Origin of the sequence: Brevibacillus sedimenti (assembly GCF_020923495.1) — a bacterium.
In the GTDB taxonomy this organism is placed as follows: domain Bacteria; phylum Bacillota; class Bacilli; order Brevibacillales; family Brevibacillaceae; genus Brevibacillus; species Brevibacillus aydinogluensis.
Genome location: NZ_CP064048.1, coordinates 1,600,368 through 1,625,043 on the forward strand (window position 1 = coordinate 1,600,368; position 24,676 = coordinate 1,625,043).

Here is a 24,676-nt window from a genome sequence, read left to right on the forward strand (position 1 = left end):
ACCAACCTGCTGCGGATCATCAGACAGGAGAATCAACAGTTACGGAAATGCCAAAAAGCCGGGAGGAAAAAATACAGCAGCTCAAATCCATGATCCCGGAAGGCCTGACAAAGCTCCCGGAGACAGCGGAGGAGTTTTACAAGCAGCAGCCGGGACGCTTTGCCGGTCTTGATTATGGCAAGCATCATAAGGAAATCGAAAAGGTACTGCAGCAATTCCCGAACATCGAAAACCCGGATTCGGAAATCATGCAACTGTACTACTTCGCACTGCTCGGGCTGTTTGCCGAAGATTACCCGGAACCGGAGCAAATCATCAATCAGATCAAGCTGGCCTCGTTTGGCAGCCCGGACATGGATGATCCGCGCTATCAGTTCAAGGAGCAGTACAACGTGATGATCGTGCTGGACGCAAGCGGCAGCATGGGCCATATGGCGGGGAGCAAGACGAGGATGGAAGCAGCCAAGGAAGCGATCCGTTCGTTTGCTGCCTCCCTGCCTGACGGTGCGCGGGTGGGACTGCGCGTCTACGGGCATGAGGGGACGGGATCGGAAGCAGATAAAGCGCGCTCCTGCCGCAAAAGCGATGTGATGTATCCCCTGCAGGCGTACGACAAGCAAAAGCTGGACAGTGCGCTCTCTCAGTTCAAGCCGGCGGGCTGGACGCCTATTGCTCTCGCCCTGGAGCAGGCGCAGCAAGATTTGCAGGCGTACAAAGGGGAGAGGAACACCAACATCATCTACCTGGTCAGCGACGGGATTGAGACGTGCGGCGGCGATCCGGTACAGGTGGCCAAACAGTTGGCTGACTCTGACGTGACGCCGATCGTAAACGTCGTCGGCTTTGGAGTGGATGGCGAAGCACAGCGCCAGCTCAAAGCGGTGGCAGAAGCGGCAAAAGGCCGTTATGTGCTGATCCAGGATCAAAAGGAACTGGAAAAGGAATTTGAGAAGGCCAAAGAGATTGCCCGCAAGTGGAGGAAGTGGAAAAGTGGCGCCTCTCATGATGCCTTTTCCAAGCATCTTTTTCAAGGATTGGAGATTCTTCATTTTGGATTTGACTGGGGAAAAAAGGGAAGTCGGGAAAGCTATAATATCACCGCTGCCTTATCATACATGAATAGGGAAGTTTTAGATAAAAACACCATTGCCAAACTGGAAGAGATCAAAAATAAACAAGACAAATTGATTCAGGAGAGACGAAACGAATTGGAGACGTTCCTTGAAAGTTTGAACGACAAAACATACACAGAAGCCATTGACGCGATCAACCAGAAATATAACGCAAATGTAAAAGAAAAGAACTGATGCAAGGAGGAGCAAAGTTTGTGAGGAGTAGAGGAAGAAGAGCCTGGTTCGCTGGTATCTTCGCCTTGTTGATTCTGTTGATGAATGTATTCCCAGTGGTTGCAGTGGCGCGGCCGTACGTACCAAACCTGGGAGGGGGAACGTATGATGTTCCCAAACTGCCAGTTCCCGATTTGCAGGCTCCCCAATGGGACGTGCCAAAATTGGAAGCACCGCAATGGGACGTGCCGCAACTGGACGTACCGAAATTGGAAGCACCGCATTGGGATGTTCCGCAATTAGACGTACCGAAATTGGAAGCACCTCGATGGGACGTACCGCAACTGGACGTGCCGAAATTGGAAGCACCTCGATGGGACGTACCTGACTTGCAGCCGCGAAACGGCACAGTACCCACATTGAAGCCTCCTACCATGGATGTGCCAGATCTCCGCCCGCCTAACATCAGCGTGCCTGACCTAACGCCCCACAGTCTGAAGCAGGACGGGCGGTCAGCTAAACCCCAGCCCTTTACCGAGACATTAGCATACAAGTTGGCGGAGTTGTCCTACAAGGAGATCATTGGCGGGACTCTCAACTATTCCAAAGAACTAGTGGAAAGAGGAACGGTAACGGCTGGGCAGGCAGGAGCCAGCTATGGCAAAGTTTTATTCAGAGTTGGCGTAAAAGGACTTGATATCGCCCTCCAGGATACACCGTATAGCGATCTGCCTGGACTCACGTTGGATGGTCTGGATGCCAAAGGGGCGTATGACAGTTACAAATTTGTTTTTCAAAGATATGCACCCGCTAATGCTGGTACTGTACGAGTGCCTGGCGTTGTAACTGGCTTAAACGTCGCTGTTGCAGCAATCAGTTTGCCATTTGACTTCTTTAACATGGTCGGCCAATTTAGGCAGGCGTACGATCCCGATTTGGGTGAGGAAAAACAGAATGAGAAGTTTGTGGACGGGATAGGCAACCTGGGAAGCACATTGATGGACATAGGGGTGATCACCTCCACTATTCCTGGATGGCAGGCAATAGCATTTGCATGTGTCGCGACAGGGTTCGTACTCTGGGCAGGAGCCCGATTGGTGAAATGGTACAACAAAGCCTCGGGAGGAGCGCTGTCAAAACGCATCAGCTCGGTTCGCAAAGGTATTGGCAAGGTACTTGGATGGTTTTCCTCTTAACGGAGGAAGCGGCACTGCTCAATGACCGATGTAAAAAATGAAACAAGCTTTTGAAGAGAAAAACAGGGAGATTATGCAGTCTGAAGTTTTTGACACTCTGCGCAATCCCTGAGCGGACAGGAACACAAGGAGGTGCAGATCAATGAATCCGCTGAAAGAAAGCATACGCTTTTACGCGCGACATATCGAAGCGCTGCTGCTTCTGTCGGGTGTGATTCTGCTGCCGTTTTTGCTGGTTCATAATGTTACGATCAATTACGTCAGTTTTCTGGCTGCGCTGGCCGGAGCCCCGGTCGTGTCCAGTTTTTACAACTTATTTCTGATGCTTGTGTTTTTGACCGTTGTGCAGATTGTGTTTGTCCAATACGTGAAAAGCCAACTGGAGGGGAGGAACGGCCGCTTCGCCATGCGTTCCGTACCTTCTTTGAGAACGGCTTCTCCGTGTTTCTGTTCGGGATCGTCTATGCGCTGGCAGTGTGTCTGGGGATGGTGCTGTTTGTCGTGCCGGGGGTGGTTCTCTTGATCCTGTTTTGCCTTACGCCGTTTCTGGTCGTGCTGAAAAAGAGATCCCCCTGGAAATGCATGCGTTCCTCCTTTGAACTGGCAAAGCGGCATTTTGTGCCGCTTCTCGGCCTGATTCTGCTGGCAAGTGCCGTCCAGTGGCTGATCAGCATGGCCGGGTTTGCCTCCGTCATCTACATTACGACCAGTTTTGGGGCGGTCTGGTTTACGCAGCTTTTGCTCAACGTGATCGTATTCCCGCTGATCACCGTAATTTTCACCATGTATACCCATCAATGGATCAGCGAACCAAGCGAGGTAAAAGGGTTGGAACCAGTGGAAGGCTAGCATCAATTAGGTGAAAGGAGCGAAATGTCGTGTCGCAGCGGTTTTGGAACATTGCAGGAGTCATCATGTATGGTGTCATGCTGCCGCTTTCTTGTCTCTTTATCGTATTGGGGGAGCCGATTCCATTCGCGCTCTTTGCAATCTGGATAACCTTTCCATTTATTGAACAGTCGGCTATGGAGCAGCTTCGCCGAAAAAATGCGCAGTGATAATGCTCCAATCATTGCGGAGGGAAGGTGTGTAACATGTCCAAGTCGGTACAAAACTGGCAGCGTTTTTGGAAGTTCATGGTGATCTACTTTTATGCCTTAATCGTTCCCGCCACTGCTTTGATGGCGATTATCCGGAAAGAATTTCCCCTTGATTTGCTCATTCTTGCGGCTGTGTTGCCGTTTATCAAGCGAAATCACCTGAATCTCGTCAAAAAGAAACATGCGACAAACTAGATTCGCCAACGACTGAAACGGTGTGATCAAGGGAAGAGGGGAGCGGACTGCTGATTGATTTTTGCGAAAAAAGGAAGGTTTCGGCTATGAAGGCACACGCGAATAAGCTGCTCTCTGCCCTCCTGGCGTGTTTGCTTGTCTTGTCAGCCTGCTCATCCGATCAGGAGAAACCAGCTGATCCCAAAACGTCAGGTGCCCCCACGCACCATTCTGCTGCGGATCATCAGACAGGGGAATCTACAGTGGACACGCCAAAAAGCCGAGAGGAAAAAATACAGCTGCTAAAATCCATGATCCCGGAAGGCCTGACCAAACTCCCGGAGACAGCGGAGGAGTTTTACAAGCTGCCGCCGGGACGCTTTGCCGGAGTCCCGTATGGCCATCAAAGTGAGGAAATCAAAAAGGTACTGCGGCAATTCCCGAACATCGAGAACCCCGATGCAGAAATACTCGAATTGTACTACCTCGCGCTGCTCGGGCTGTTTGCCGAAGATTATCCGGAACCGGAGCAAATCATCAATCAGATCAAGCTGGCCTCGTTTGGCAGTCCGGACATGGATGATCCGCGCTATCAGTTCAAGGAGCAGTACAACGTGATGATCGTGCTGGACGCAAGCGGCAGCATGGGCCATATGGCGGGGAGCAAGACGAGGATGGAAGCGGCCGAGGAAGCGATCCGTTCGTTTGCCGCTTCCCTGCCGGACGGTGCGCGGGTGGGACTGCGCGTCTACGGGCATGAGGGGACGGGATCGGAAGCAGACAAAGCGCGCTCCTGCAGCAAAAGCGATGTGATGTATCCCCTGCAGGCGTACGACAAACAAAAGCTGGACAGTGCGCTGGCACAGTTCAAGCCGGCGGGCTGGACGCCGATTGCTCTCGCCCTGGAGCAGGCGCAGCAAGATTTGCAGGCGTACAAAGGGGAGAAGAACACCAACATCATCTACCTGGTCAGTGACGGGATTGAGACGTGCGGCGGCGATCCGGTACAGGTGGCCAAACAGTTGGCAGACTCTGACGTGACGCCGATCGTAAACGTTGTTGGCTTCGGAGTGGATGGAGAAGCACAGCGCCAGCTCAAAGCGGTGGCGGAAGCGGCAAAAGGCCGTTATGTGCTGATCCAGGATCAAAAGGAACTGGAGGAGGAATTTGAGCAAGCCAAAGAGATTGCCCGCAAGTGGAGGAAGTGGAAAATTGGCGCATCTGATGATTCCTTATCAAAATATATTTCTCAAAAAAGGGAGGTTCTTAATTTTTCAATACACTGGAAAAATATGGGGATACAGGAAAGCAATAATTTTTCCTCTGCCCTTATAGACATGAAAAAGAAAGAGATATTGGATAAAAGAACCATTTCCAAACTGGATGAGATGGAAAAAGCACAGTACAAATTGATTCGGCAGCGAGGAGACGAATTGGAGACGTTCCTTAGAAATTTGAACGTGAAAACATACAAAGAAGCCATTGAGGCGATCAACCAGCAGTACAGCAAAAACGTGCAGGCACAGTAACAAATCGACGGGAGAAAAAAGGTGTGCGAAGGCAGTAGCCAGCAAACGGAGGTGACATTACAAATGAGGAAATCAATCCGCTGTCTGAACAATGTAAAAGGCTCTGTCACCGTGGAGTTTCTCGGGATTTTGCCGCTTGTCTTTCTCATTCTGCTGATTCTCTGGCAGTTTTTAACCGGTGTCTACGCCGTCATCATCGCCCAGTCGGCTGCAAATGAGGCGGCCAAAGTATATGCTGTCACGAGAAATACAAACGAGGCGATGAGCGCAGCGGAGCGAATTGTACGTTCTGCTGGAGGGGGCATTTCCTATGACAGCGGCGATTCACACATTTCCGATGAAGGCAGCTACTTTACGGCGAGAATCGGTGTCAATCTCGACCTGTTTTTCATTCCTGACGTAATCAAACAGCACATGGCGGAGAAAGACAAAGTCATTTCGCTTGGCCGCGAGGTACGGGGACGGGTGGTTCATTGAATGGAACAGGTGAAACAGCTGCTTGGCAACCAACGGGGTAATATGACTGTTTTTGTTCTGACGATTTTTTTCTTTTTGTCTCTTGTCATGTTCACGCTGCTTTTCAACATGTCCACGATCTTTGTGGACAAGGAAGTGGCAGCCAACAGCGCGCAGCAGGCGAGCATCGCAGCCGTGCAAATCATTTACGAAGAGGCGGAGGAAGCCATCCGTGAATACGACAGTTCCATAGCTGGCATGCTGGACCCGGACTTTATCATGGTGAAAGTCGATTTGGAAACGATGCGGCTGCGCAGCATTCATCCTGATTGGTCGGAAAGCGAGGTCCGCTACCGTGCCATTGATAACGTGCTGCTTTCACATGTACCGGCAAATGGTGTGCTGTATGGTTATCTCTATCAAGGTTTGGAGTCTGCACAACGGAAAATTCGCGAAGCAGCAGGAGAAATTTTGCAAGCCAACGGTGCGACGCGCAGCGGATCGGTCGTCACCATGTTTGACAGCGACATGCGGATTGAGGTGGAGACATCGGTCCGGTACCAGAGCGATACTTTTGGATTGGCATTTCTAAACACGGTTACGGAAAAGGTGAAGCAGACGGCGAAAAGCAGGCGGATCGCTTTTGCCGAAGTAATGGGATGGGGCGGAAAACGCATCACCTTGTAAGCATGACGACACAGCAGACTTACAAAAGCCGGGGAGGAGAATCACTACATGACGTTCATTAACAGATGGACTCGTATGCTGGGCGGCTTGATTCTGATTATGTCCCTTGGCGGCTGTTCATGGGGGACGGCCGTTACAGGCTCAGCGCCGGACACTTCCCGCTTGCCGCAGACGACGCAGGAATTGATTGCCGCACAACCGGGCCCGCTGGCCGGCACCCATTTTTATCTGACCAACCATCCTCAGCACAGTGACATCGCGAAGATACTGGATCGCCTGCCCCTCCTGGTAGACGGTGTGGATGAAGCGATGGTGCAAGTGTACGGGGAGAAACTGCTTGCCCTGTTTGCCGAAGACTACGCGAGCCCCCAGACTGTTGTGGACCGTTGGCGTGTGGCGTCTTTCGGCAACCCCGACATAGAAGATACCCGGCTCCAGTTCAAGGAGCATTTCAACGTGGAGATCATTTTGGACGCGAGTGGAAGCATGGCCGGAAAAATCGGTGAAAAGACCAAAATGCAGTTGGCCAAGGAAGCAATTCAAGCATTTGCCGAAAGCCTCCCTGAGGGAGCGAGGGTTTCCCTGCGCGTCTATGGACATAAAGGCAGCAATGCTGATAAGCACAAACAGCTCTCGTGCGGCAGCAGCGAGCTGGTCTATCCGCTGCAGCCGTTCGATGCGCAGAGGCTGGAGGAGGCGTTGCAGCAGTTTGAACCGACCGGCTGGACCTCGATTGCCCGCTCTTTGCAGTTGGCACAGGCGGATCTGGCCACGTACGGAGCCGAGAACAATACCAACGTGATTTATCTGGTCAGTGACGGGATTGAGACGTGTGACGGCGATCCGGTTGCCGCGGCCAAGGAACTTTCCAACTCGCATGTCATGCCACTTTTGAATGTCATCGGGTTCGACGTCAATGCCGATGGGCAGAAACAGCTCAAGCAAATTGCCCAGGCGGCCGAAGGGTTGTACGCGAATGTGACCAATCAGGAGCAGTTCCAGGCGGAGCTGGAGAGAGCCCGGGAGATCGCGGAGAAGTGGGATATGTGGAAGCGGGACGCGCTGACAGAGGCGGAAGCTGTGCGCATCGACAGGCACAAGTGGATCGATATGTACGACCGTGATTGGTATGAAAAGAACTGGCGGGAAAGTCTGAACGTGGGGGCGGCAATCGAGTATTTGGCCGCCACCGGGAAGATTGGCAGCCAGGCAAAAACGTACCTGACCCGGATGCGGCAGGAGCGCGAGGCGTTGGTCACCCGCTCAAAGGAAGAGCTGACCGACTATCTGCTTAACCTGACCGAGGAATCGTTTGAAGAGATGAAGGAGGAAATTGAGCGAAAATACCGGGGAGAGTAAAGCAGTTGGTCGCGTCACACTTACATAGAATAGCGGAGATGGTCAAAATGGAACAGTTTATTGTCTGCATAACCTCTTCAATTCCATTGTTGTTTGTAGTTTTTGGTATTAAGTACTCGTCACGTGTACTGAAACGCATCGGCTTGTATTTGTACCTGGCCATGCTGGGGATCGTTGTTTCCGCCCATTGGCATTTCCAATCCGTCTATGGACTCCCTTTTTTTTCTTCTCCATCAGAAATGGCGATTATGGCTCTTGTGCTTATGTTGTTAGGCTTCTTTTTATTAGTTGCTGTACTCTTCGGTTTAATCCATGATTACTTTAAACACCCAGAACGGTTTCACCAAACCAAACAGGGTGCCTTGTTCATATTGGGTTTACTTGCACACTTGGGTGTGTTGGGATTTCTCATGTATCCTTTGTCCGGTAAATGGGAATATGTCAACATATTGAAGCACGCCGAGAAAGTGTTTGCGAAGGACGAGAACATCAGGGATGGAAAGATACGTGTAGAACTGGTGTTTTCCTCTCCGCTACCGTGTTGGCGGAACTGTTCCAGCGAAGATTACCGCCATCTGTTTATGGTGAAAAACTATACAGACGAGCCGATGAAAGTACGGCTGAAGATTGAATTGTTTGATGACCGGAAGGAATCATTGGACACGATTGCATCGCTTCCCATCGTTGTCCAGCCCGGTGAATACCGCCCGGTGATAACCAAATGGACCGATGAAAAGAGCAGCGTATGGGATCAATGGTCGTATAGATCAGAAGAGCCAATCGCTTATTTTCGATACTGGTATGACGCCAGACCTGTACGATGACGAAATGAGCTGTGTAAGAAAGAAAGATCACCCTGGCACTCTATTATTCGGTGAGTTGCTTTGCAATCGAGTCTTTTGAGCGAATTTTTTTATTTGCAGATGGCAGGCGCAGACACCTGCGGTCGCAGACTGAAGACAAACGATTCATTGAGTTAGCGTCCACAAAAATTGATCTCCAGGCCGGAAGGCCTGCCCATTCATCAACCGAAGCAAAAGACAATGGGCATCGCATGGTGGGATGGGCCAAGCGAGCTCCTTTGACGACCGGCTCAGCGGAAAAACGCTAGACGCGGGAATCAACAGGGGACACAAGTCTCACTTCCTCGAAATTCCCAGATGTTTGTCCCCTGCCCGCGTCTCGTTTTGGAGCGGACTTCATCCGCTTCTGTGCGGGGCGTCAAGCGAGCGAGCGGGCCCGATCTCCCAGGCGCAGCGGACTTTGTCTAACGCTGAGACCGCAGGTGCAAACACCTGCGGTCTTCATCATGCTTACACCAGATTCTCCGGGTTGAGTCCTTCCAGCTCCGGCAGGACAAACCGGCCGTCTTTACGGATCAGGACATCGTCAAACCAGATTTCGCCGCCGCCGTACTCCGGACGCTGGATCTGCACCATGTCCCAGTGGATGGAGGAGCGGTTGCCGTTGTCGGCCACGTCGTAGGCGCTGCCCGGCGTGAAGTGGAAGCTGCCGGCGATTTTTTCGTCGAACAGGATGTCCTGCATCGGGTGCAGGATGTGCGGATTGAAGCCGATGGCAAATTCGCCGATGTAGCGGGCGCCTTCGTCCGTATCGAGGATTTCATTCAGGGCTTTGGTGTTGGAGCTGGTCGCCTCGACGATTTTGCCTTCCTTAAACGTAAGCTGCACGTCGGTAAACGAGGTGCTGTGGTAGTTGGTCGGTGTGTTGAAGTAAATCGTGCCTTCCACGGAGTCGCGAACCGGCGCGGTGTACACTTCACCGTCCGGGATGTTCCGCTTGCCGTCGCACTTGATAGCCGGGATTCCCTTGATGGAGAAGCGCAGGTCTGTTTTCGGGCCGATGATGCGGACGCGGTCGGTCTTTTCCATCAGTTCCTTGAGCGGGTCCATCGCCTTGGACATTTTTGCGTAGTCGAGGTTGCAGACGGAGAAGTAGAAATCTTCAAAACCCTCCAGGCTCATGTTGGACAACTGCGCCATCGACTTGTTGGGATAGCGCAGCACGACCCAGCGTTTTTTCGGGATGCGCTCGCCGAAGTGCACCTGTTTGTAGTAAATGCGGGAGTAGAGGCCCATCTTTTCTTCGGGAATGTCGGAAAACTCGTTGATGTTTTCAAACGCGCGCACCGCAATGTATGCGTCGACGTCCTGCATGCGCGTCAGCTCGTGTTTGGCGATCAGTTCCATGTGTTCCTCGTTGCTCCCCTGGATCAGCGCCCGGAGCACTTCCTGATCCTTCAGTGTCACCAGCGGGAGGGCGCCTACGGCAAACGCCTCGCGGACGAGGGCGCGCACCAGCGGCACCTGCACGCCGATATTTTCGATCAGCACTTTTTCTCCTTTTTGCAAATTAAGCGAATAGCGGATGAGACGGCTGGCCAGTTCGTTAATCCGTGGATCTGCCATCGTGTGGAACCCTCCAGTAGTAAAAATTTTTTTACTATATCTGCAAGTATAGATTTTCTTCCGTCTGTATGCAAGCCAAGCCCCGCCACATGCATGGCGGGGCTGGCTGATTGGATGAACGCACACGGTCAACCGCCCGAATGTCCGGCCAGACCGGCATTCGGCCAGGCAGTCGTCCGGGAGGGGAGGCGGACCGCTTCGCAAAGGTGACGCAGCCCAAGTGTCACAGGCAGGCTTCGTAGATGGCGATGACATCCTGCTCATGCAGCGGACGGGAGCTTGCCAGATGGCCGGCACCTCGACCGCCGATCTGCACTGCATCCCGTGCCAATTCCGGCAGGGCGTCGCGGGTGACGCCAAAGTCGGAGAGGCGCTGCGTGATGCCCATCGCTTCGTACCAGCTGCGGACGGCTTGGATCGTCGCCCGTGCGGCGGCATGGTCGTCTGTTTCCGTGACCCCGAAGCACTGACGCCCCATGCGCGCCAGCCGCTCCGGGCGGTCGGGCAGAATGATCTGTTCAAAGTACGGCAGGGACAAGATGGCCAATCCCCGCCCGTGGGCCATGTCGTAATAGCCGCTCAGCGGGTGCTCTACGCCGTGAAGCGGATAGCCGGCTCCGCGCCCCGACAGGGTAAACGGGCTGATCGCCAGCGTACTTGCCCACAGCAGCGTGGCGCGCGCTTCTTCGTGATCGGGCTGGCGGATGGCCGTGAGCGAGTGTTTTGCAACCAGCCGGATCAGCGTCTCAGTAAAGCCGTCCTGCACATGCGTGCCTTCCGCGCTGATCAGATACGATTCAAACAGGTGGGCGAAGATGTCGGCGCACGCTTCCGCGGTGACGTGCGGCGGCACCGTGTAGGTAAGCGCCGGATCGAGGATCGCCACCTTCGGATACAGACCCGGGCCGTTGATCGACGATTTTTCGTGGGTTTCCCAGTGGGTCAGCACGCTGATGTTGTTCGCTTCCGACCCGGTCGCTGCCACGGTGGGCACGGTCAGCAGCGGGAGGGCTTCCTGCACGGGCACCAGCTCTTTGGCCGTACCAGAGGGATTGCCGCGCAGGTAATCGTAGATCGGTCGGCCGGAGAGGGCCACCGTCGCAATCGCTTTGGAGGCGTCCATCACCGATCCGCCGCCGAGCGCGATGACAAAGTCGCAGCCGTGTTCGCGGGCGAGAGCCGCTCCTTCGTCGACGGTAGTGGTGCGCGGGTTGGGTTCTATCTTGTCAAACAGCACGTACTCCACCTGTTCTTCCGCCAGAAGCGACTGCACACGGTCCAGCAGACCGGTCCGTTTGGCCGAACGGCCGCCGGTGACGAGCAGCGCTTTGCGGCCGAGCGCTTTCGCTTCCCGCCCCAACCGGGCGATTTCGCCGGTGCCAAAGAAAATCCGGGTCGGGAATAATACCTCAAACGGAAACATGTGGACTCATCCTTTCCCCGATAAATTTATCCTCTACCAGTGTAGCATAAAAAAGGAAAGCCGCCGCAGTTTAAGCGTAAGTCACCCGGCTGCCCTCAAGCTGAGACAAGTCGCTCTGTACCACTTCAGACCTGGGGGGCGGCTGTGCACCAGATGTAAAAATCAGGGATTTTGGATTTTTTTCGTCAAGCTGGTCATCCTACATCGTAACAGCATTCCATGAAGACTGGAGGGAACTGCAGATGACTGCGGAAAACCGGTTTCCGCCCGCCATGCGAAATGTCGGCGATCCGGCCGAGATGAGCCTGCTGGAGAACGAAAGCGCCGCTCCGATGGTGGAGATCAGACCGCCGCTGCAGTATGGCGAAGCGCTTGAACATCGCGACGCGAAATCTGTTGCCGAAATGCGTGAAGAGCGGTTGAAAATGGAGTGAACGCGGTGTCATGGTGATGGTGCCCTGCCGGGAACCGATGGGAAGATCGGTTCCTGGAAAATATTAATGAAAAATGCAGGTTGTCTTTAGTCTGAGTCCGGGAATCCGGACTCAGCGTGTAGACAAAGTCCGCGGCGCATGGGAGATCGGCCCCGCTCGCTCGCTTGACGCCCAGCAAAGAAGCGGATGAAGTCCGCTCCAAAACGAGACGCGGGCAGGGGACAAACATCTGGGTATTTCGAGGAAGTGAGACTTGTGTCCCCTGTTGGTCCCCGCGTCTTCGTTTTTCCGCTGAGCCGGTCGTCAAAGGAGCTCGCTTGGCCCATCCCTCCATGCGATGCCCATTGTCTTCCGCTTCGGTTGATGAATGGGCAGGCCTTTCGGCCTGGAAATCATTTTTTGTGGACGCTAACTCAATGAACCGTTTGTCTTTAGTCTGAGTCCGGGAATCCGGACTTTTCTTCTTTTCTGCTGCGGCAGCCAGCGGCTGATTGGCTTCGCTTCTCTTGAGGGCGGAGCGCAGACTGAACCTCCCGGGACAGGGAAAGAATATGGCGTACATGATTGTTTGCCGAATGTTAAATTTGAGTGGTCGGGGAAAATTGCATAAATTACCGAACGTTTGTCGAATGCTAATCTGCTCATTTTCGTTGATAAATGCGTATAATTGTGTTTTAATTGAGTTGAAATGTTCGTGTATATTACGCATTACGCAACCTTTGCTCGGGGAAGGTGACTCCGGAAGTGGAAAAACGGGAACAACTCTATGAAGGTAAGGCAAAGCGCATCTATCGTACGTCTTTGGCCGATCAATACTGGGTGGAGTACAAGGACGATGCGACCGCGTTCAACGGGGAAAAGAAAGGCACCATCACCGGAAAGGGTGAGCTGAACAACCGCATCACCGCCATCTTTTTCACGCTGTTGAAAGAGCGGGGCATCGACAACCACTTTATCCGCCTGCTGTCGCCCACGGAACAGTTGGTCCGCAAAGTGGAGATCATTCCGCTGGAAGTGGTCGTCCGCAACATCGCGGCCGGTTCCCTGGCCAAGCGGTTGGGGATGGCGGAGGGAACGGCCCTGCCGCACCCGGTCGTGGAGTTTTACTATAAAGACGACGCACTGGGCGATCCGCTGGTCAACCACTCGCACATCAAGGTGCTCGGAGTCGCCAGCGAAGACGACCTGGCCGTGCTGGAGCGTATCGGCCTGCAGGTAAACGAGGTGCTGCAGGAGTACCTGCGCGAGCGCGGCGTGATTCTCGTCGACTTTAAACTGGAGTTTGGACGCACGCCGGAGGGAGAGATTCTTCTGGCGGATGAAATATCGCCGGATACGTGCCGGTTCTGGGATGCCGAGACTATGGAGAAACTGGACAAGGACCGTTTCCGCCGCGATCTCGGCAATGTGGAAGAAGCGTATCGGGAAATGCTGAAACGATTGGGAGGAGAAGCACATGTGTAAAGCTGTTGTATACGTGACGCTGCGCCAAAGCGTGCTCGACCCGCAAGGACACGCAGTCAAGGGAGCGCTGCACACCCTTGGGTTTGACGAAGTAAAAGACGTGCGCATCGGCAAGTACATGGAGTTGGTGCTGGACACGGCCGACCGGGCGCAGGCGGAGGAGCGCGTCCGCGCGATGTGTGAAAAACTGCTGGCCAACACCGTGATTGAAGACTACCGCTTTGACATCGTGGAGGGCTGAGCCATGCGAGTAGCCGTAATCGTCTTTCCCGGTTCCAATGCCGACATCGACTTGTACAACGCCGTTGAAGACGTGATGGAAGTGCCGGTGGATTACGTCTGGCACGCACAGACCGACCTCTCCGCCTACGATGTCATCCTGCTGCCGGGCGGTTTTTCCTACGGTGACTACCTGCGCTGCGGGGCCGTCGCCCGGTTTTCGCCGGTGATGGAACAGGTGGTCAAGGCAGCTGAGGACGGCAAGCTGGTGATGGGCATTTGCAACGGCTTCCAGATCCTGACCGAAGTCGGACTGCTGCCGGGCGCCCTGCTCCGCAATCGTTCGCTGAAGTTCCGCTGCAAGCTGTCGCCGCTGCGCGTGGTCAACAACGACACGCCGTTTACCCGCGACTACGCTGCGGGTGAAGTGATCCGGATTCCCATCGCTCACGGCGAAGGCAACTACTACTGCGACGACGAGACGCTGGCACGGCTGCAGGCCAACAACCAGATCGTCTTCCGCTACGAAGGGGAAAACCCGAACGGTTCCATAGATGACATCGCCGGCATCTGCAACGAACGGGGCAACGTGCTCGGCATGATGCCTCACCCGGAGCGGGCCGTGCACGAATGGATGAGTTCCGCCGACGGCCGGCGCCTGTTTACCTCGATTCTGAAGACATGGAGGGAAAAAAACAGTGTCACAGCTCACTCGTAACGAACCGACCGCTGATCAAATCGCCGACCAGCGCCTGTACCGGGAGATCGGCTTGACTGACGAAGAATATCAGCGCGTCGTGGACATCCTCGGCCGCAAGCCGAACTGGACGGAGACAGGACTCTACAGCGTGATGTGGTCGGAGCACTGCTCGTACAAAAACTCCAAGCCGGTGCTGCGCCGCTTTCCGACCAGCGGGCCGCGCGTGCTGCAGGGACCGGGCGAAGGGGCCGGGATCGTCGACATCGGCGACAACCAGGCCGTCGTCTTCAAGATCGAAAGCCATAACCATCCCTCCGCCATCGAGCCGTACCAAGGGGCGGCAACCGGGGTGGGCGGCATCATCCGCGACGTCTTTTCGATGGGCGCCCGACCGGTGGCGCTTTTGAACTCGCTGCGCTTTGGGGAATTGACCTCGCCGCGCGTGAAATACCTGTTTGAAAACGTGGTGGCGGGCATCGCCGGCTACGGCAACTGCATCGGTATCCCGACCGTGGGCGGCGAAGTGAACTTTGACGCCACCTACGAGGGCAACCCGCTGGTGAACGCGATGTGCGTCGGCCTGATCGACCACGACAAGATTCAAAAAGGGGTGGCGACGGGCGTCGGCAACCCGGTTATCTACGTGGGGGCCAGCACCGGCCGGGACGGCATTCACGGCGCGACATTCGCCTCCGAGGAATTGAACGACGAGTCGGAGAAAAAGCGGCCGGCTGTACAGGTAGGCGACCCGTTCATGGAAAAACTGCTGCTGGAAGCATGCCTGGAGCTGATCGACACCGGCATCGTCGTCGGCATTCAGGACATGGGCGCGGCTGGTCTCACCTGCTCCAGCGCGGAGATGGCCTCCAAGGCGGGCAACGGCATCGAGATGAACCTCGACCTGGTCCCGCAGCGGGAGGCGGGCATGTCCGCTTACGAGATGATGCTCTCCGAATCCCAGGAGCGCATGCTGGTCGTCGTGGAAAAAGGCAAGGAAGCAGAAGCGATCGCCATTTTTGACAAGTGGGGCCTGGCTTCGGCAGTTGTCGGCCGTGTGACGGACGACGGCATGCTGCGCCTGCTGCACCACGGCGAAGTAGTGGCGGAAGTGCCGGTCAAGACCCTGGCGGATGACGCGCCGGTCTACCACAGACCGTCGGCTGTGCCGGCGTACTACGAAGCGAACGCCAACGTCGATCCGGTGGCGGCCATCCCCGAACCGGCTGACGCCAACGAAACGCTGAAAGCCCTGCTGTCTCAGCCGACGATCGCCAACAAGGCGTGGGTATACGAACAGTACGACCACATCGTCCGCGCCAATACCGCGGTCAAACCTGGTTCGGACGCGGCCGTGGTAATGATTCGCGGCACCCGCAAGGCACTGGCGATGAGCACGGATTGCAACGGCCGTTACGTCTACCTCGACCCGCAGGTGGGCGGCGCAATCGCCGTGGCGGAAGCGGCCCGCAACGTGGTATGTTCCGGTGCCGAACCGCTGGCGATCACCGACTGCCTCAACTTTGGCAATCCCGAGAAGCCGGAGGTGTTCTGGCAGTTTGAAAAAGCGGTCGACGGCATGAGCGAAGCCTGCCTCGCGCTGAACACACCGGTCATCGGCGGTAATGTGTCGTTTTACAACGAACGCAGCGGCGACGCCATTTACCCGACGCCGACCATCGGCATGGTTGGTCTGATCGCGGACGTCGATCACATCACCACCCAGGATTTCCAGGCCGAAGGGGACGCGATTATCCTCCTCGGGGAGACCTACGCCGAACTGGGCGGCAGCGAGTATCAAAAATGGGCGACAGGCTCCATCTCGGGACGTCCGCCGCACATTGACCTGGCAAAAGAAGCGGCCGTGCAGAAACTGGTGTACGACGCCATTCGCCAGGGGCTGGTAAAATCTGCGCACGATCTGTCGGAAGGAGGACTTGGCGTCGCATTGGCGGAATCGTGCTTTGGCAACGAGATCGGCGCAACCGTTTCGCTTGAGTCCGACCTGCGCAGTGACGTGCTGCTGTTCAGCGAGTCGCAATCGCGCATTCTGCTCAGCGTCGCACAAGAACAAACGGACGCCGTGCTGGCGCTGGCAAAAGAACGGGGTGTGCCGGCACAGGTAATTGGAACGACTGGCGGCAAGCGACTGGTGGTGAACGTCAACGGAACGGAAGTGATCCATGCGCCGCTTGCCGATTTGAAAGCCGCTTGGAAGGATGCGATTCCATGTTTGATCGGTTGATCTGGGACAAACTGAACGAAGAATGCGGCGTCTTTGGCATCTACAACCACCGGGAAGCAGCCCCGCTGACCTATCTGGGGCTGCACGCCCTGCAGCACCGCGGCCAGGAGAGCGCGGGCATCTGCGCCTCCGACGGTGAAAAGTGGTACAAGCACCGCGGCATGGGGCTGGTCTCGGAGGCGTTTGGCAAGGGCGACCTGGAGAAGTTTCGCGGCCATATCGCCATCGGCCACACGCGTTACACCACGGCCGGGGCGAGCAAGATCGAAAACGCGCAGCCGCTCTTTTTCCGCTACGCGCACGGCAGCATGGCCGTCGCCCACAACGGCAACCTGGTCAACGCCTCTGTGCTGCGAAAAGAGCTGGAGGCCAAGGGTTCCATTTTCCAGACGACGAGCGACACCGAAGTGATCGCCCACCTGATCGCCCGTTCGCAAAGCCGCGATCTGGCGGAAGCGGTCCGGGAAGCGCTGCAGCACATCAAGGGCGCATATGCGCTTTTGGTGATGAACGAGCGGCAGCTCATTATTGCGCTCGACCCGAACGGTCTGCGTCCGCTGTCGCTCGGCCGTCTGGGCGACGCCGTCTGCGTAGCCTCCGAGACGTGCGCCTTTGACATCATCGGCGCAGAGTATTGGCGCGACGTCCGGCCGGGCGAGCTGATCATCATCGACGAGGACGGCATCCGCGAGACGACGTTTACGGACAAAACCGTCCGTTCCATCTGTACGTTTGAGTACATTTACTTCGCCCGTCCGGACAGCGACATCGACGGGATCAACGTGCACATGGCCCGCAAGCGGCTGGGCAAGCAGCTCGCGCTGGAGGCGCCGGTGGAGGCCGACGTGGTGACGGGCGTGCCCGATTCCAGCATCTCGGCGGCCATCGGCTTCGCGGAGGCGACCGGCATTCCTTACGAGATCGGGTTGATTAAAAACCGCTACGTGGGACGCACCTTTATCCAGCCGACGCAGGAACTGCGGGAACGGGCCGTACACCTGAAGCTGTCCGCCGTGCGCAAGGTGGTGGAAGGCAAGCGGGTGGTGATGATCGACGATTCGATCGTGCGCGGCACGACCAGCAGCCGCATTGTCCGCATGCTGCGCGAGGCGGGGGCGCGGGAAGTGCACGTGCGGGTAAGTTCGCCGCCGGTGAAAAATCCCTGCTTCTACGGCATCGACACATCCACCCGGGACGAACTGATCGCCGCCACCAAATCGGTCGAAGAGATTCGCCGCATCATCGGCGCGGACTCGCTGGCTTTTTTGTCGGTGGAGGGCATGATCGAAGCGATCGGCCGTACGGACGCGGCTCCCAACAACGGCCACTGCCTGGCCTGCTTCACCGGCCAGTATCCCACGGAGATTGAATTTGAGGCGGCACTGCCGGCAGACAAGTGTTAAGAGGGTGAAACCATGAGCGAAGCATACAAGCAAGCAGGCGTCGACATCGAGGCGGGCAACGAAGCGGTAGAGCGGATGAAAAAGCATGTGAAGCGGACGTTCCGTCCCGAGGTGCTGACTGATTTGGGCGGATTTGGCGCGTTGTTTCGCCTGGATGTGTCCCGGTACAAAAAACCGGTGCTCGTCTCGGGCACGGACGGCGTGGGCACCAAGCTGAAGCTCGCGTTTGCCATGGACAAACACGACACAATCGGCATCGACGCCGTGGCGATGTGCGTCAACGACGTAGTCGTGCAGGGAGCGGAACCGCTCTTTTTCCTCGATTACCTGGCCTGCGACAAAGTGATTCCGGAAAAGATCGAGGCAATCGTCAAGGGCATCGCCGACGGCTGCACCCAGGCAGGCTGCTCGCTGATCGGCGGGGAGACGGCGGAAATGCCGGGCATGTACGCGGAAGGCGAGTACGACATCGCCGGGTTTACCGTCGGTGTCGCGGACGAAGATAAGCTGATCACCGGTGCTGATGTAAAGCCGGGTGACGTGCTGGTGGGGCTTGCCTCCAGCGGCGTGCACAGCAACGGCTTTTCCCTCGTGCGCAAAGTGCTGCTGGCGGATCGGGGAATGTCGCTACACGACCATGTGGACGAGCTCGGCAAAACACTGGGGGAAGAGCTGCTGACGCCGACCCGGATTTACGTCAAGCCGATTCTTTCGCTGCTCCAGTCTTATGAGATCAAGGCGATGGCCCACATCACCGGCGGCGGCTTCACGGAAAACATTCCGCGCGTCCTGCCCGAGGGAACGCAGGCGGTGATCGACGTCGGTTCCTGGCCGGTGCTGCCGATTTTCCGGCTGGTGCAGGAGGCGGGCAGCATCAACCCGGCCGACATGTACCGCACGTTCAACATGGGCATCGGGATGGTGCTGGTCGTCAAACAGGACGACGTCGTCAACGTGATCGGCACGCTGCAGCAAATGGGCGAACAGCCGTACCTGATCGGTCAAATTCGGGCGGGCGAGCGGCGCGTCGTCTACAACGGGGTGACGTGGTGAAACGGATAGCCATTTTTGCCTCGGGCAGCGGTTCCAATTTTGAAGCAATCGTGCAGGCGACGAAAAGCGGCCGGCTGGAAGGCGCGGAAGTGGTACTGCTCGTCTGTGACAAGCCGGGAGCCAAAGTGCTGGAGCGGGCGGCGCGATTGGGCGTGGAAGCGTTCGCGTTTGAGCCGAAAGCGTACCCGGACAAGGCGGCGTTTGAGGCAGAAATCGTCGCCGAGCTGTGCAGGCGGGACGTCGAGCTGGTCGTGCTGGCCGGGTACATGCGGTTGGTGGGGCCGACGCTCTTGTCCGCCTATGAAGGACAGATCATCAACCTGCATCCCTCGCTGCTGCCGGCCTTTCCCGGCAAGGATGCGATCGGGCAGGCTCTCGCCTACGGGGTGAAGGTAACGGGAGTAACGGTACATGTCGTCGATGCCGGTCTGGATACCGGACCGATAATCGCGCAGGTTCCCGTGACGGTGCACGAGACGGATACGGCAGAAAGCCTCGCTGCCCGGATTCATGAAGTGGAGCACGAACTGCTGGTCGACGTGATCGGACGACTGCTGACCGGCCGGATGAGGCTGGAAGGGCGGCACGTGCGGCTGGAGAAATAACAGCGGCCCTCTGCGACGGGTGTGATTCCCGTGGCGGAGGGCCTTTTTTTGTTTCGTGCCATAGGGGCCTACTTAGACGTATTTGTTTCGTCCCGCCCCGACAGCGGCGATCGTCATCAGCAGGCTGACCGCCAGCAGCGTCAGCAGGGGGAACGTCCACGAACCGGTCCAATCGTAGAAAAGTCCGATCAGGATCGGCCCGACGGCGGCCAGCAAATACCCTACGGATTGCGACATGCCGGACAGCGCGGAAGCCTGATGCGTGTCCGTTGTTCGCAGGACGATCATCGTCATCGCCAGGCTGATGCTGGCTCCCAGCCCGATGCCGAGCAGCACCAGTGATCCAAACAGCAGCAGGCTGTTTTCACCGACCAGCAGCCCGCCGAATCCGGCCAGAAAGCACAGACCGATCACCAGGGCCATGCCCATCTGGTTGGTCATGCGGGTGGCCAGCACCGGTGCCAGGAATGTGGCCGGCAGACTGATAAACTGCAGGATCGAGAGCATCCAACCGGCGGTGGAGGTGCTCATGCCGTGGTGATGGAGGATTTCCGGCAGCCAGGCAATGGTGCAGTAAAACGCAAACGACTGCAATCCCATGAATACGGTAACCTGCCAGGCCAGCGGTGAACGCCAGAGTCGGCTGCTGTCGGACGCTTTGCCCTGGTCGCTTGTGATGTGGACGGATGCACGGAGCTGCGGCAGCCACACAACCAGCGCGACGAGGGTCAGCAGGGACCAGCAGGCCAGCGCTCCCTGCCATCCGAGACGCAGCGCCTGGGCCAGCGGGACGCTAAGACCGGACGCCAGCGCAGCGAGGGTGCCCATCGCCGTGGTGTACACACTCGTCATCAGTCCGATCCTGTCCGGAAACCGCCGCTTGACGAGCCCCGGCAGCAGCACGTTGGAAATGGCGATTCCCAAGCCGATCAGGCCCATGCCGGCAAATAACGCGGCAGTCCCCCGAGCGAGCGGAGGATGATGCCGACGAGCAAGATACACAGTCCCGCCCAGATGGTCCGTTCATTCCCGTAGCGTTCTGCGATCTTTGGAGCGATCGGGGACAGGACGGCAAAGGCGATGAGCGGCAGCGTGGTCAAAAAACCCGCCATGCTGCCGGACAGGCCTGTATCCGTTCGGATGGAGCCGATCAGCGGCCCTACGGAGGTGAGGGCGGGGCGCAGGTTGAAGGCGACGAGAATGATGCCCGCGACAAGCAGCATGTTTCCCGTCGGCAGCGGACGGGAAGCGACGTCATCACGATTGGTCATGAAAGGATTCCTCCAGACGTTTCATCTCCGGTACTTCCATTAGTGTACGAAGTAAAAGTTGTTAATTCTTTACGGTATGCACAATTCCCTTCCCGTACACCCATGATGCACCCATTACGGACTTTGTCTGCACACCGGGCTATTTTGGAAAAAACGGTCCCCACCCGGGCGTTTGCTACATACAGTAGTACGAAAGCGGAAAAAAGGAGGGGGCCCACATGGGCGATTTGATATCCGATCTGCTGGGTAAGCTGAGCAAGAAAACAGGACGGAACTGGACGATGGAGGATATCGTGCGGCTGGCGCAAAAGCTGCCGAAGGGAGGGAATGGAAACCTGGATGATGTGTTTGACGAACTGTCAGACATGGGGCTCAATCTGAGCGAGGAAACGCGGGTGAAGGTGAAGGAACAGTTGAAGGACGGTAAACCCCCATCGCTCGAATCCATCAGCGCGCTGGCGAACAGGCAGGCACAGGGAACAGACACCCCGAAGAAAGAGGTGTCGCATGCCAGCGCAAAGGTGAAAAGCGATCCGCTTGCCGAACGATTGAGAAAATGGCAGGACGGGAGAAAGAAAAGGCGATAGACGTGTAATGCAAACGAAGCGCAGTCTCGCGTGCCTTGGCACGATTCGGCTGCGTTCGTTTTTTTGGGAGGAAACCTTGATAAATACGTACAATTATGTTTTAATTAACTTATAATGTTCGTGTTTTCTATATTCTTTCCAATAATATCAGGAGGTTCTATCCGTGAGTGTGAAAAAGGCACTGATCAGCGTTTCCGACAAGACAGGGTTGATTCCGTTTGCGCGCCGTTTGGCTGATGCCGGCGTGGAGATCATCTCCACCGGGGGTACGGCGACCATGCTGAAAGAAGCGGGCATTCCGGTTATCGGCATTTCCGAAGTGACCGGTTTCCCGGAGATTCTCGACGGGCGCGTCAAAACGCTGCATCCGAACATCCACAGCGGCCTCTTGGCTGTGCGCGACAATGAAGCCCACCGGAAGCAGCTGAACGACCTGCAGATTGAAACGATTGATCTGGTTGTCGTCAACCTGTATCCTTTTAAGCAGACGATCGCCAAACCGGACGTGACGTTTGCGGAGGCGATTGAGAATATTGACATCGGCGGGCCGACCATGCTGCGTGCGGCTGCGAAAAACCACCAGTACGTCACTGTAGTGGTGGACGCCGCCGACTACGAGCAGGTAGCCACGGAAATCGAGCAGAATGGGGATACGTCCATGGATACGCGCCGCCGTCTGGCCGCCAAGGTGTTCCGCCATACGGCTGCGTACGACGCGCTGATCTCCCGCTATCTGAGCGAACAGGTGGGCGACTTCCTGCCGGAAAGCTACACAGTGACCTACGAAAAAGCGCAAGATCTGCGTTACGGCGAAAATCCGCATCAGCGGGCCGCATTCTACCGCGAGCCGCTGGCAGGCGGAGCCAGCATCGCACGTGCCCAACAGCTTCACGGCAAAGAGCTTTCCTACAACAACATCAACGACGCTGACGCCGCTCTGGCCATCGTGCGCGAGTTTGCCGAACCTGCCGTGGTCGCGGTGAAACACTCCAACCCGTGCGGCGTAGGCATCGGTGCCGACATTCGCGAAGCCTACCAAAAGGCGTACGAGGCTGATCCCGTTTCCATCTTTGGTGGCATCGTGGCGGCCAATCGTCCGGTGGACCGCGACACTGCCCTGCTGATGAAAGAAACGTTTTTGGAAATCATCCTCGCGCCTGATTTCACCGAAGAAGCGCTGGCCGTGCTGACCGAGAAGAAAAACCTGCGCCTGCTGCGCATCCCCTCGCTGAACGAGTCCCGGGAAGCCGCGCAGGGATTCCGCATCGCGCCGGTGGCGGGCGGAGCGCTGGTGCAGGACTACGACGTGAAACAACTGGACGATGCCGATATCCGCGTGGTGACCGACAAACAGCCGACCGCCGAAGAACTGGCGCAGCTGAAATTCGCCTGGAAGGTCGTCAAGCACGTCAAGTCGAACGCCATCGTGCTCGCCAAGGATAACATGACGATCGGCGTGGGCGCTGGCCAGATGAACCGCGTCGGTGCTGCCGGCATTGCCATCGCTCAGGCGGGAGAAAAAGCGAAAGGGGCTGTGCTGGCCTCCGATGCCTTCTTCCCGATGCCGGACACCGTAGAAGCGGCAGCGAAGGCAGGTATTACAGCGATCATTCAGCCGGGCGGTTCGGTCCGCGACCAGGACTCCATTGACGCCTGCAACCGCCATGGCATCGCGATGGTGTTTACCGGTGTACGCCATTTCAAACACTAATCGCTGACGAATTGATGAGAGCGAAAGAGAAAAGCGGATTTGTCAGAACCGCTGACAGGAGGGAGTACGCATGAACGTACTGGTAATCGGCGGCGGGGGCCGCGAACACGCCATCGTCTGGAAGTTGGCGCAAAGTCCCAAGGTGAAAAAGATTTTCTGCGCGCCTGGCAACGGCGGTACGGCGCTGTTGGCGGAAAACGTGCCGATTCCCGTTGACGATTTTGCCGCCCTGGCCCAGTTTGCCAAAGACGAGGGGGTTGACCTGACAGTGGTCGGTCCGGAAGACCCGCTGTTGGGCGGAATCGTCGACTTTTTCACGGAGCGCGGCCTGCCGATCTTCGGGCCGACTGCGCAGGCAGCGAAGATCGAAGGCAGCAAAAGTTTTGCCAAGCATCTGATGAAGCGCTATGGCATCCCGACGGCCCGGTACGAGTCGTTTCTCGACTACGAGTCGGCCCTGGCCTACGTGCGTGAACAGGGGGCGCCGATCGTGGTCAAAGCGGACGGACTGGCAGCCGGCAAAGGGGTGGTCGTTGCGGAAACGCTGGAAGCAGCGGAAGCGGCGCTCTACCGGATTATGAAGGAAGGCGTGTTTGGCCAGGCGGGGGCGCGCGTCGTGATCGAGGAGTGCATGCGCGGCGAAGAGCTGTCCCTGCTGTCGTTTGTCGACGGGGAAACGGTCAAGCCGATGGTGACTTCCCAGGACCACAAGCGCGTCTTTGACGGTGACCAGGGCCCCAACACCGGCGGCATGGGCACCTATGCGCCTGTGCCGCACATGTCGGCAGAGCTGGTGGAGCAGATCGTGGAGACGATCGTCAAACCGATGGCCCGCGGCATGGCACAGGACGGCATCCCGTTTAGGGGCGTGCTTTACACGGGCCTGATGATCACGGACGAGGGGCCGAAGGTCGTGGAGTTCAACGCCCGCTTCGGCGATCCGGAAACGCAGGTGATCCTGCCGCTTTTGGAGACCGATCTGGTAGACATCTGCACGGCTGCCATCCAGGGGGAACTGGCATCGGTCGACGTAAAGTGGAAGCAGGAAAGTGCGGTATGCGTCGTCATGGCCGCTCCCGGGTATCCGGGTGAATACCCCAAGGGCGAGCTGATCAGCGGCTTGGAAAAGGCGGGCGAGTCCGTCACCGTGTTCCACGCCGGCACCAAACAGACGGAGCAGGGCATCGTCACCAGCGGCGGCCGTGTCCTCGGCGTGACCGGGACAGGACGAACGCTGGAAGATGCGCGTGCTCGGGCATACGCTGCCGTTGAGCAGATCAGCTTCGCGGGTGCGCATTACCGCCGGGACATCGCCGACAGGGCGCTGCGCAGACGCTAGATTTGTGCC

At 56.8% G+C, this 24,676-nt stretch carries 23 protein-coding genes and 1 pseudogene; 21 read left to right on the forward strand and 3 right to left on the reverse strand.

The window, feature by feature from the left end:
* The first annotated feature begins 89 nt into the window (after positions 1–89).
* The 10 genes from IRT44_RS07895 to IRT44_RS07940 all read left to right on the forward strand — a co-directional run bounded on the left by IRT44_RS07895 (position 90) and on the right by IRT44_RS07940 (position 8,611).
* On the forward strand, positions 90–1,307 hold the full coding sequence (locus IRT44_RS07895; protein ID WP_230077708.1) for a vWA domain-containing protein: 1,218 nt from the start codon (positions 90–92) through the stop codon (positions 1,305–1,307).
* Between the two features lie 20 nt (positions 1,308–1,327).
* Positions 1,328–2,482, forward strand: coding sequence for a hypothetical protein (locus tag IRT44_RS07900; protein WP_171567441.1), 1,155 nt, complete (start codon positions 1,328–1,330; stop codon positions 2,480–2,482).
* 441 nt (positions 2,483–2,923) lie between these two features.
* A complete protein-coding gene (locus tag IRT44_RS07905) occupies positions 2,924–3,331 on the forward strand; it encodes a YciC family protein (RefSeq protein WP_230077709.1) in 408 nt (135 codons plus the stop codon).
* A 29-nt stretch (positions 3,332–3,360) separates the two neighbouring features.
* On the forward strand, positions 3,361–3,540 hold the full coding sequence (locus IRT44_RS07910) for a hypothetical protein (RefSeq protein WP_171567412.1): 180 nt from the start codon (positions 3,361–3,363) through the stop codon (positions 3,538–3,540).
* A gap of 36 nt (positions 3,541–3,576) precedes the next feature.
* Entirely contained in the window at positions 3,577–3,777 is a 201-nt protein-coding gene (locus IRT44_RS07915; protein ID WP_171567443.1) for a hypothetical protein, read from the forward strand.
* Between the two features lie 242 nt (positions 3,778–4,019).
* A complete protein-coding gene (locus IRT44_RS07920; protein ID WP_230077710.1) occupies positions 4,020–5,285 on the forward strand; it encodes a vWA domain-containing protein in 1,266 nt (421 codons plus the stop codon).
* Positions 5,286–5,348: 63 nt separating this feature from the next.
* Positions 5,349–5,762 carry a TadE family protein gene (locus tag IRT44_RS07925; protein WP_171567445.1) on the forward strand — a complete coding sequence of 138 codons (414 nt, stop codon included), beginning with the start codon at positions 5,349–5,351 and terminating at the stop codon, positions 5,760–5,762.
* Positions 5,763–6,428 carry a Tad domain-containing protein gene (locus IRT44_RS07930; RefSeq protein WP_171567446.1) on the forward strand — a complete coding sequence of 222 codons (666 nt, stop codon included), beginning with the start codon at positions 5,763–5,765 and terminating at the stop codon, positions 6,426–6,428.
* A gap of 48 nt (positions 6,429–6,476) precedes the next feature.
* Positions 6,477–7,787, forward strand: a complete 1,311-nt coding sequence (locus IRT44_RS07935; RefSeq protein ID WP_171567447.1) for a VWA domain-containing protein — start codon at positions 6,477–6,479, stop codon at positions 7,785–7,787.
* Positions 7,788–7,834: 47 nt separating this feature from the next.
* Positions 7,835–8,611: a hypothetical protein gene (locus tag IRT44_RS07940; RefSeq protein ID WP_171567448.1), complete on the forward strand. Its 777-nt coding sequence runs from the start codon at positions 7,835–7,837 to the stop codon at positions 8,609–8,611.
* Positions 8,612–9,100: 489 nt separating this feature from the next.
* On the opposite strand, the gene IRT44_RS07945 is transcribed toward IRT44_RS07940, so the two are convergent.
* Together IRT44_RS07945 and IRT44_RS07950 are read right to left on the reverse strand one after the other, a co-directional pair.
* A complete protein-coding gene (locus IRT44_RS07945; RefSeq protein ID WP_171567449.1) occupies positions 9,101–10,216 on the reverse strand; it encodes an aminopeptidase in 1,116 nt (371 codons plus the stop codon).
* A 223-nt stretch (positions 10,217–10,439) separates the two neighbouring features.
* Positions 10,440–11,639: an iron-containing alcohol dehydrogenase gene (locus IRT44_RS07950; protein ID WP_212132216.1), complete on the reverse strand. Its 1,200-nt coding sequence runs from the start codon at positions 11,637–11,639 to the stop codon at positions 10,440–10,442.
* 242 nt (positions 11,640–11,881) lie between these two features.
* Between IRT44_RS07950 and IRT44_RS07955 the strand changes: the two genes are divergently transcribed.
* From IRT44_RS07955 to purN, 8 genes are all read left to right on the forward strand, one after another.
* Positions 11,882–12,073, forward strand: coding sequence for a hypothetical protein (locus tag IRT44_RS07955; RefSeq protein ID WP_171567451.1), 192 nt, complete (start codon positions 11,882–11,884; stop codon positions 12,071–12,073).
* A gap of 744 nt (positions 12,074–12,817) precedes the next feature.
* On the forward strand, positions 12,818–13,537 hold the full coding sequence (gene purC / locus IRT44_RS07960; protein ID WP_171565282.1) for a phosphoribosylaminoimidazolesuccinocarboxamide synthase: 720 nt from the start codon (positions 12,818–12,820) through the stop codon (positions 13,535–13,537).
* Entirely contained in the window at positions 13,530–13,778 is a 249-nt protein-coding gene (gene purS / locus IRT44_RS07965) for a phosphoribosylformylglycinamidine synthase subunit PurS (RefSeq protein ID WP_171565281.1), read from the forward strand. The genes purC and purS overlap by 8 nt, the downstream gene beginning before the upstream one ends.
* A 3-nt stretch (positions 13,779–13,781) precedes the next feature.
* The gene (gene purQ / locus IRT44_RS07970; RefSeq protein WP_171565280.1) at positions 13,782–14,474 is read left to right on the forward strand and encodes a phosphoribosylformylglycinamidine synthase subunit PurQ; all 693 of its coding nucleotides are present in this window, start codon (positions 13,782–13,784) and stop codon (positions 14,472–14,474) included.
* Positions 14,455–16,698 (forward strand): phosphoribosylformylglycinamidine synthase subunit PurL, encoded by a 2,244-nt coding sequence (gene purL, locus IRT44_RS07975; protein ID WP_171565279.1) that lies wholly within the window; start codon positions 14,455–14,457, stop codon positions 16,696–16,698. Before purQ ends, purL begins: the two co-directional genes overlap by 20 nt.
* Positions 16,683–18,101, forward strand: a complete 1,419-nt coding sequence (gene purF, locus IRT44_RS07980; RefSeq protein WP_171565278.1) for an amidophosphoribosyltransferase — start codon at positions 16,683–16,685, stop codon at positions 18,099–18,101. The genes purL and purF overlap by 16 nt, the downstream gene beginning before the upstream one ends.
* A gap of 12 nt (positions 18,102–18,113) precedes the next feature.
* Positions 18,114–19,154, forward strand: coding sequence for a phosphoribosylformylglycinamidine cyclo-ligase (purM, locus tag IRT44_RS07985; protein ID WP_171565277.1), 1,041 nt, complete (start codon positions 18,114–18,116; stop codon positions 19,152–19,154).
* Complete coding sequence (gene purN / locus IRT44_RS07990) at positions 19,151–19,759, forward strand: phosphoribosylglycinamide formyltransferase (protein WP_171565276.1); 609 nt, start codon at positions 19,151–19,153, stop codon at positions 19,757–19,759. The genes purM and purN overlap by 4 nt, the downstream gene beginning before the upstream one ends.
* A 72-nt stretch (positions 19,760–19,831) precedes the next feature.
* On the opposite strand, the pseudogene IRT44_RS07995 reads toward purN, so the two are convergent.
* A pseudogene (locus tag IRT44_RS07995) lies at positions 19,832–21,030 on the reverse strand (CynX/NimT family MFS transporter).
* A 218-nt stretch (positions 21,031–21,248) separates the two neighbouring features.
* On the opposite strand from IRT44_RS07995, the gene IRT44_RS08000 reads away from it, so the two are divergent.
* From IRT44_RS08000 to purD, 3 genes are all read left to right on the forward strand, one after another.
* Positions 21,249–21,617, forward strand: a complete 369-nt coding sequence (locus tag IRT44_RS08000) for a hypothetical protein (RefSeq protein ID WP_171565274.1) — start codon at positions 21,249–21,251, stop codon at positions 21,615–21,617.
* Between the two features lie 163 nt (positions 21,618–21,780).
* Positions 21,781–23,328 (forward strand): bifunctional phosphoribosylaminoimidazolecarboxamide formyltransferase/IMP cyclohydrolase, encoded by a 1,548-nt coding sequence (gene purH / locus IRT44_RS08005; RefSeq protein ID WP_230077711.1) that lies wholly within the window; start codon positions 21,781–21,783, stop codon positions 23,326–23,328.
* A 70-nt stretch (positions 23,329–23,398) separates the two neighbouring features.
* Positions 23,399–24,667, forward strand: a complete 1,269-nt coding sequence (gene purD / locus IRT44_RS08010; RefSeq protein ID WP_171565272.1) for a phosphoribosylamine--glycine ligase — start codon at positions 23,399–23,401, stop codon at positions 24,665–24,667.
* Positions 24,668–24,676 lie beyond the last annotated feature (9 nt).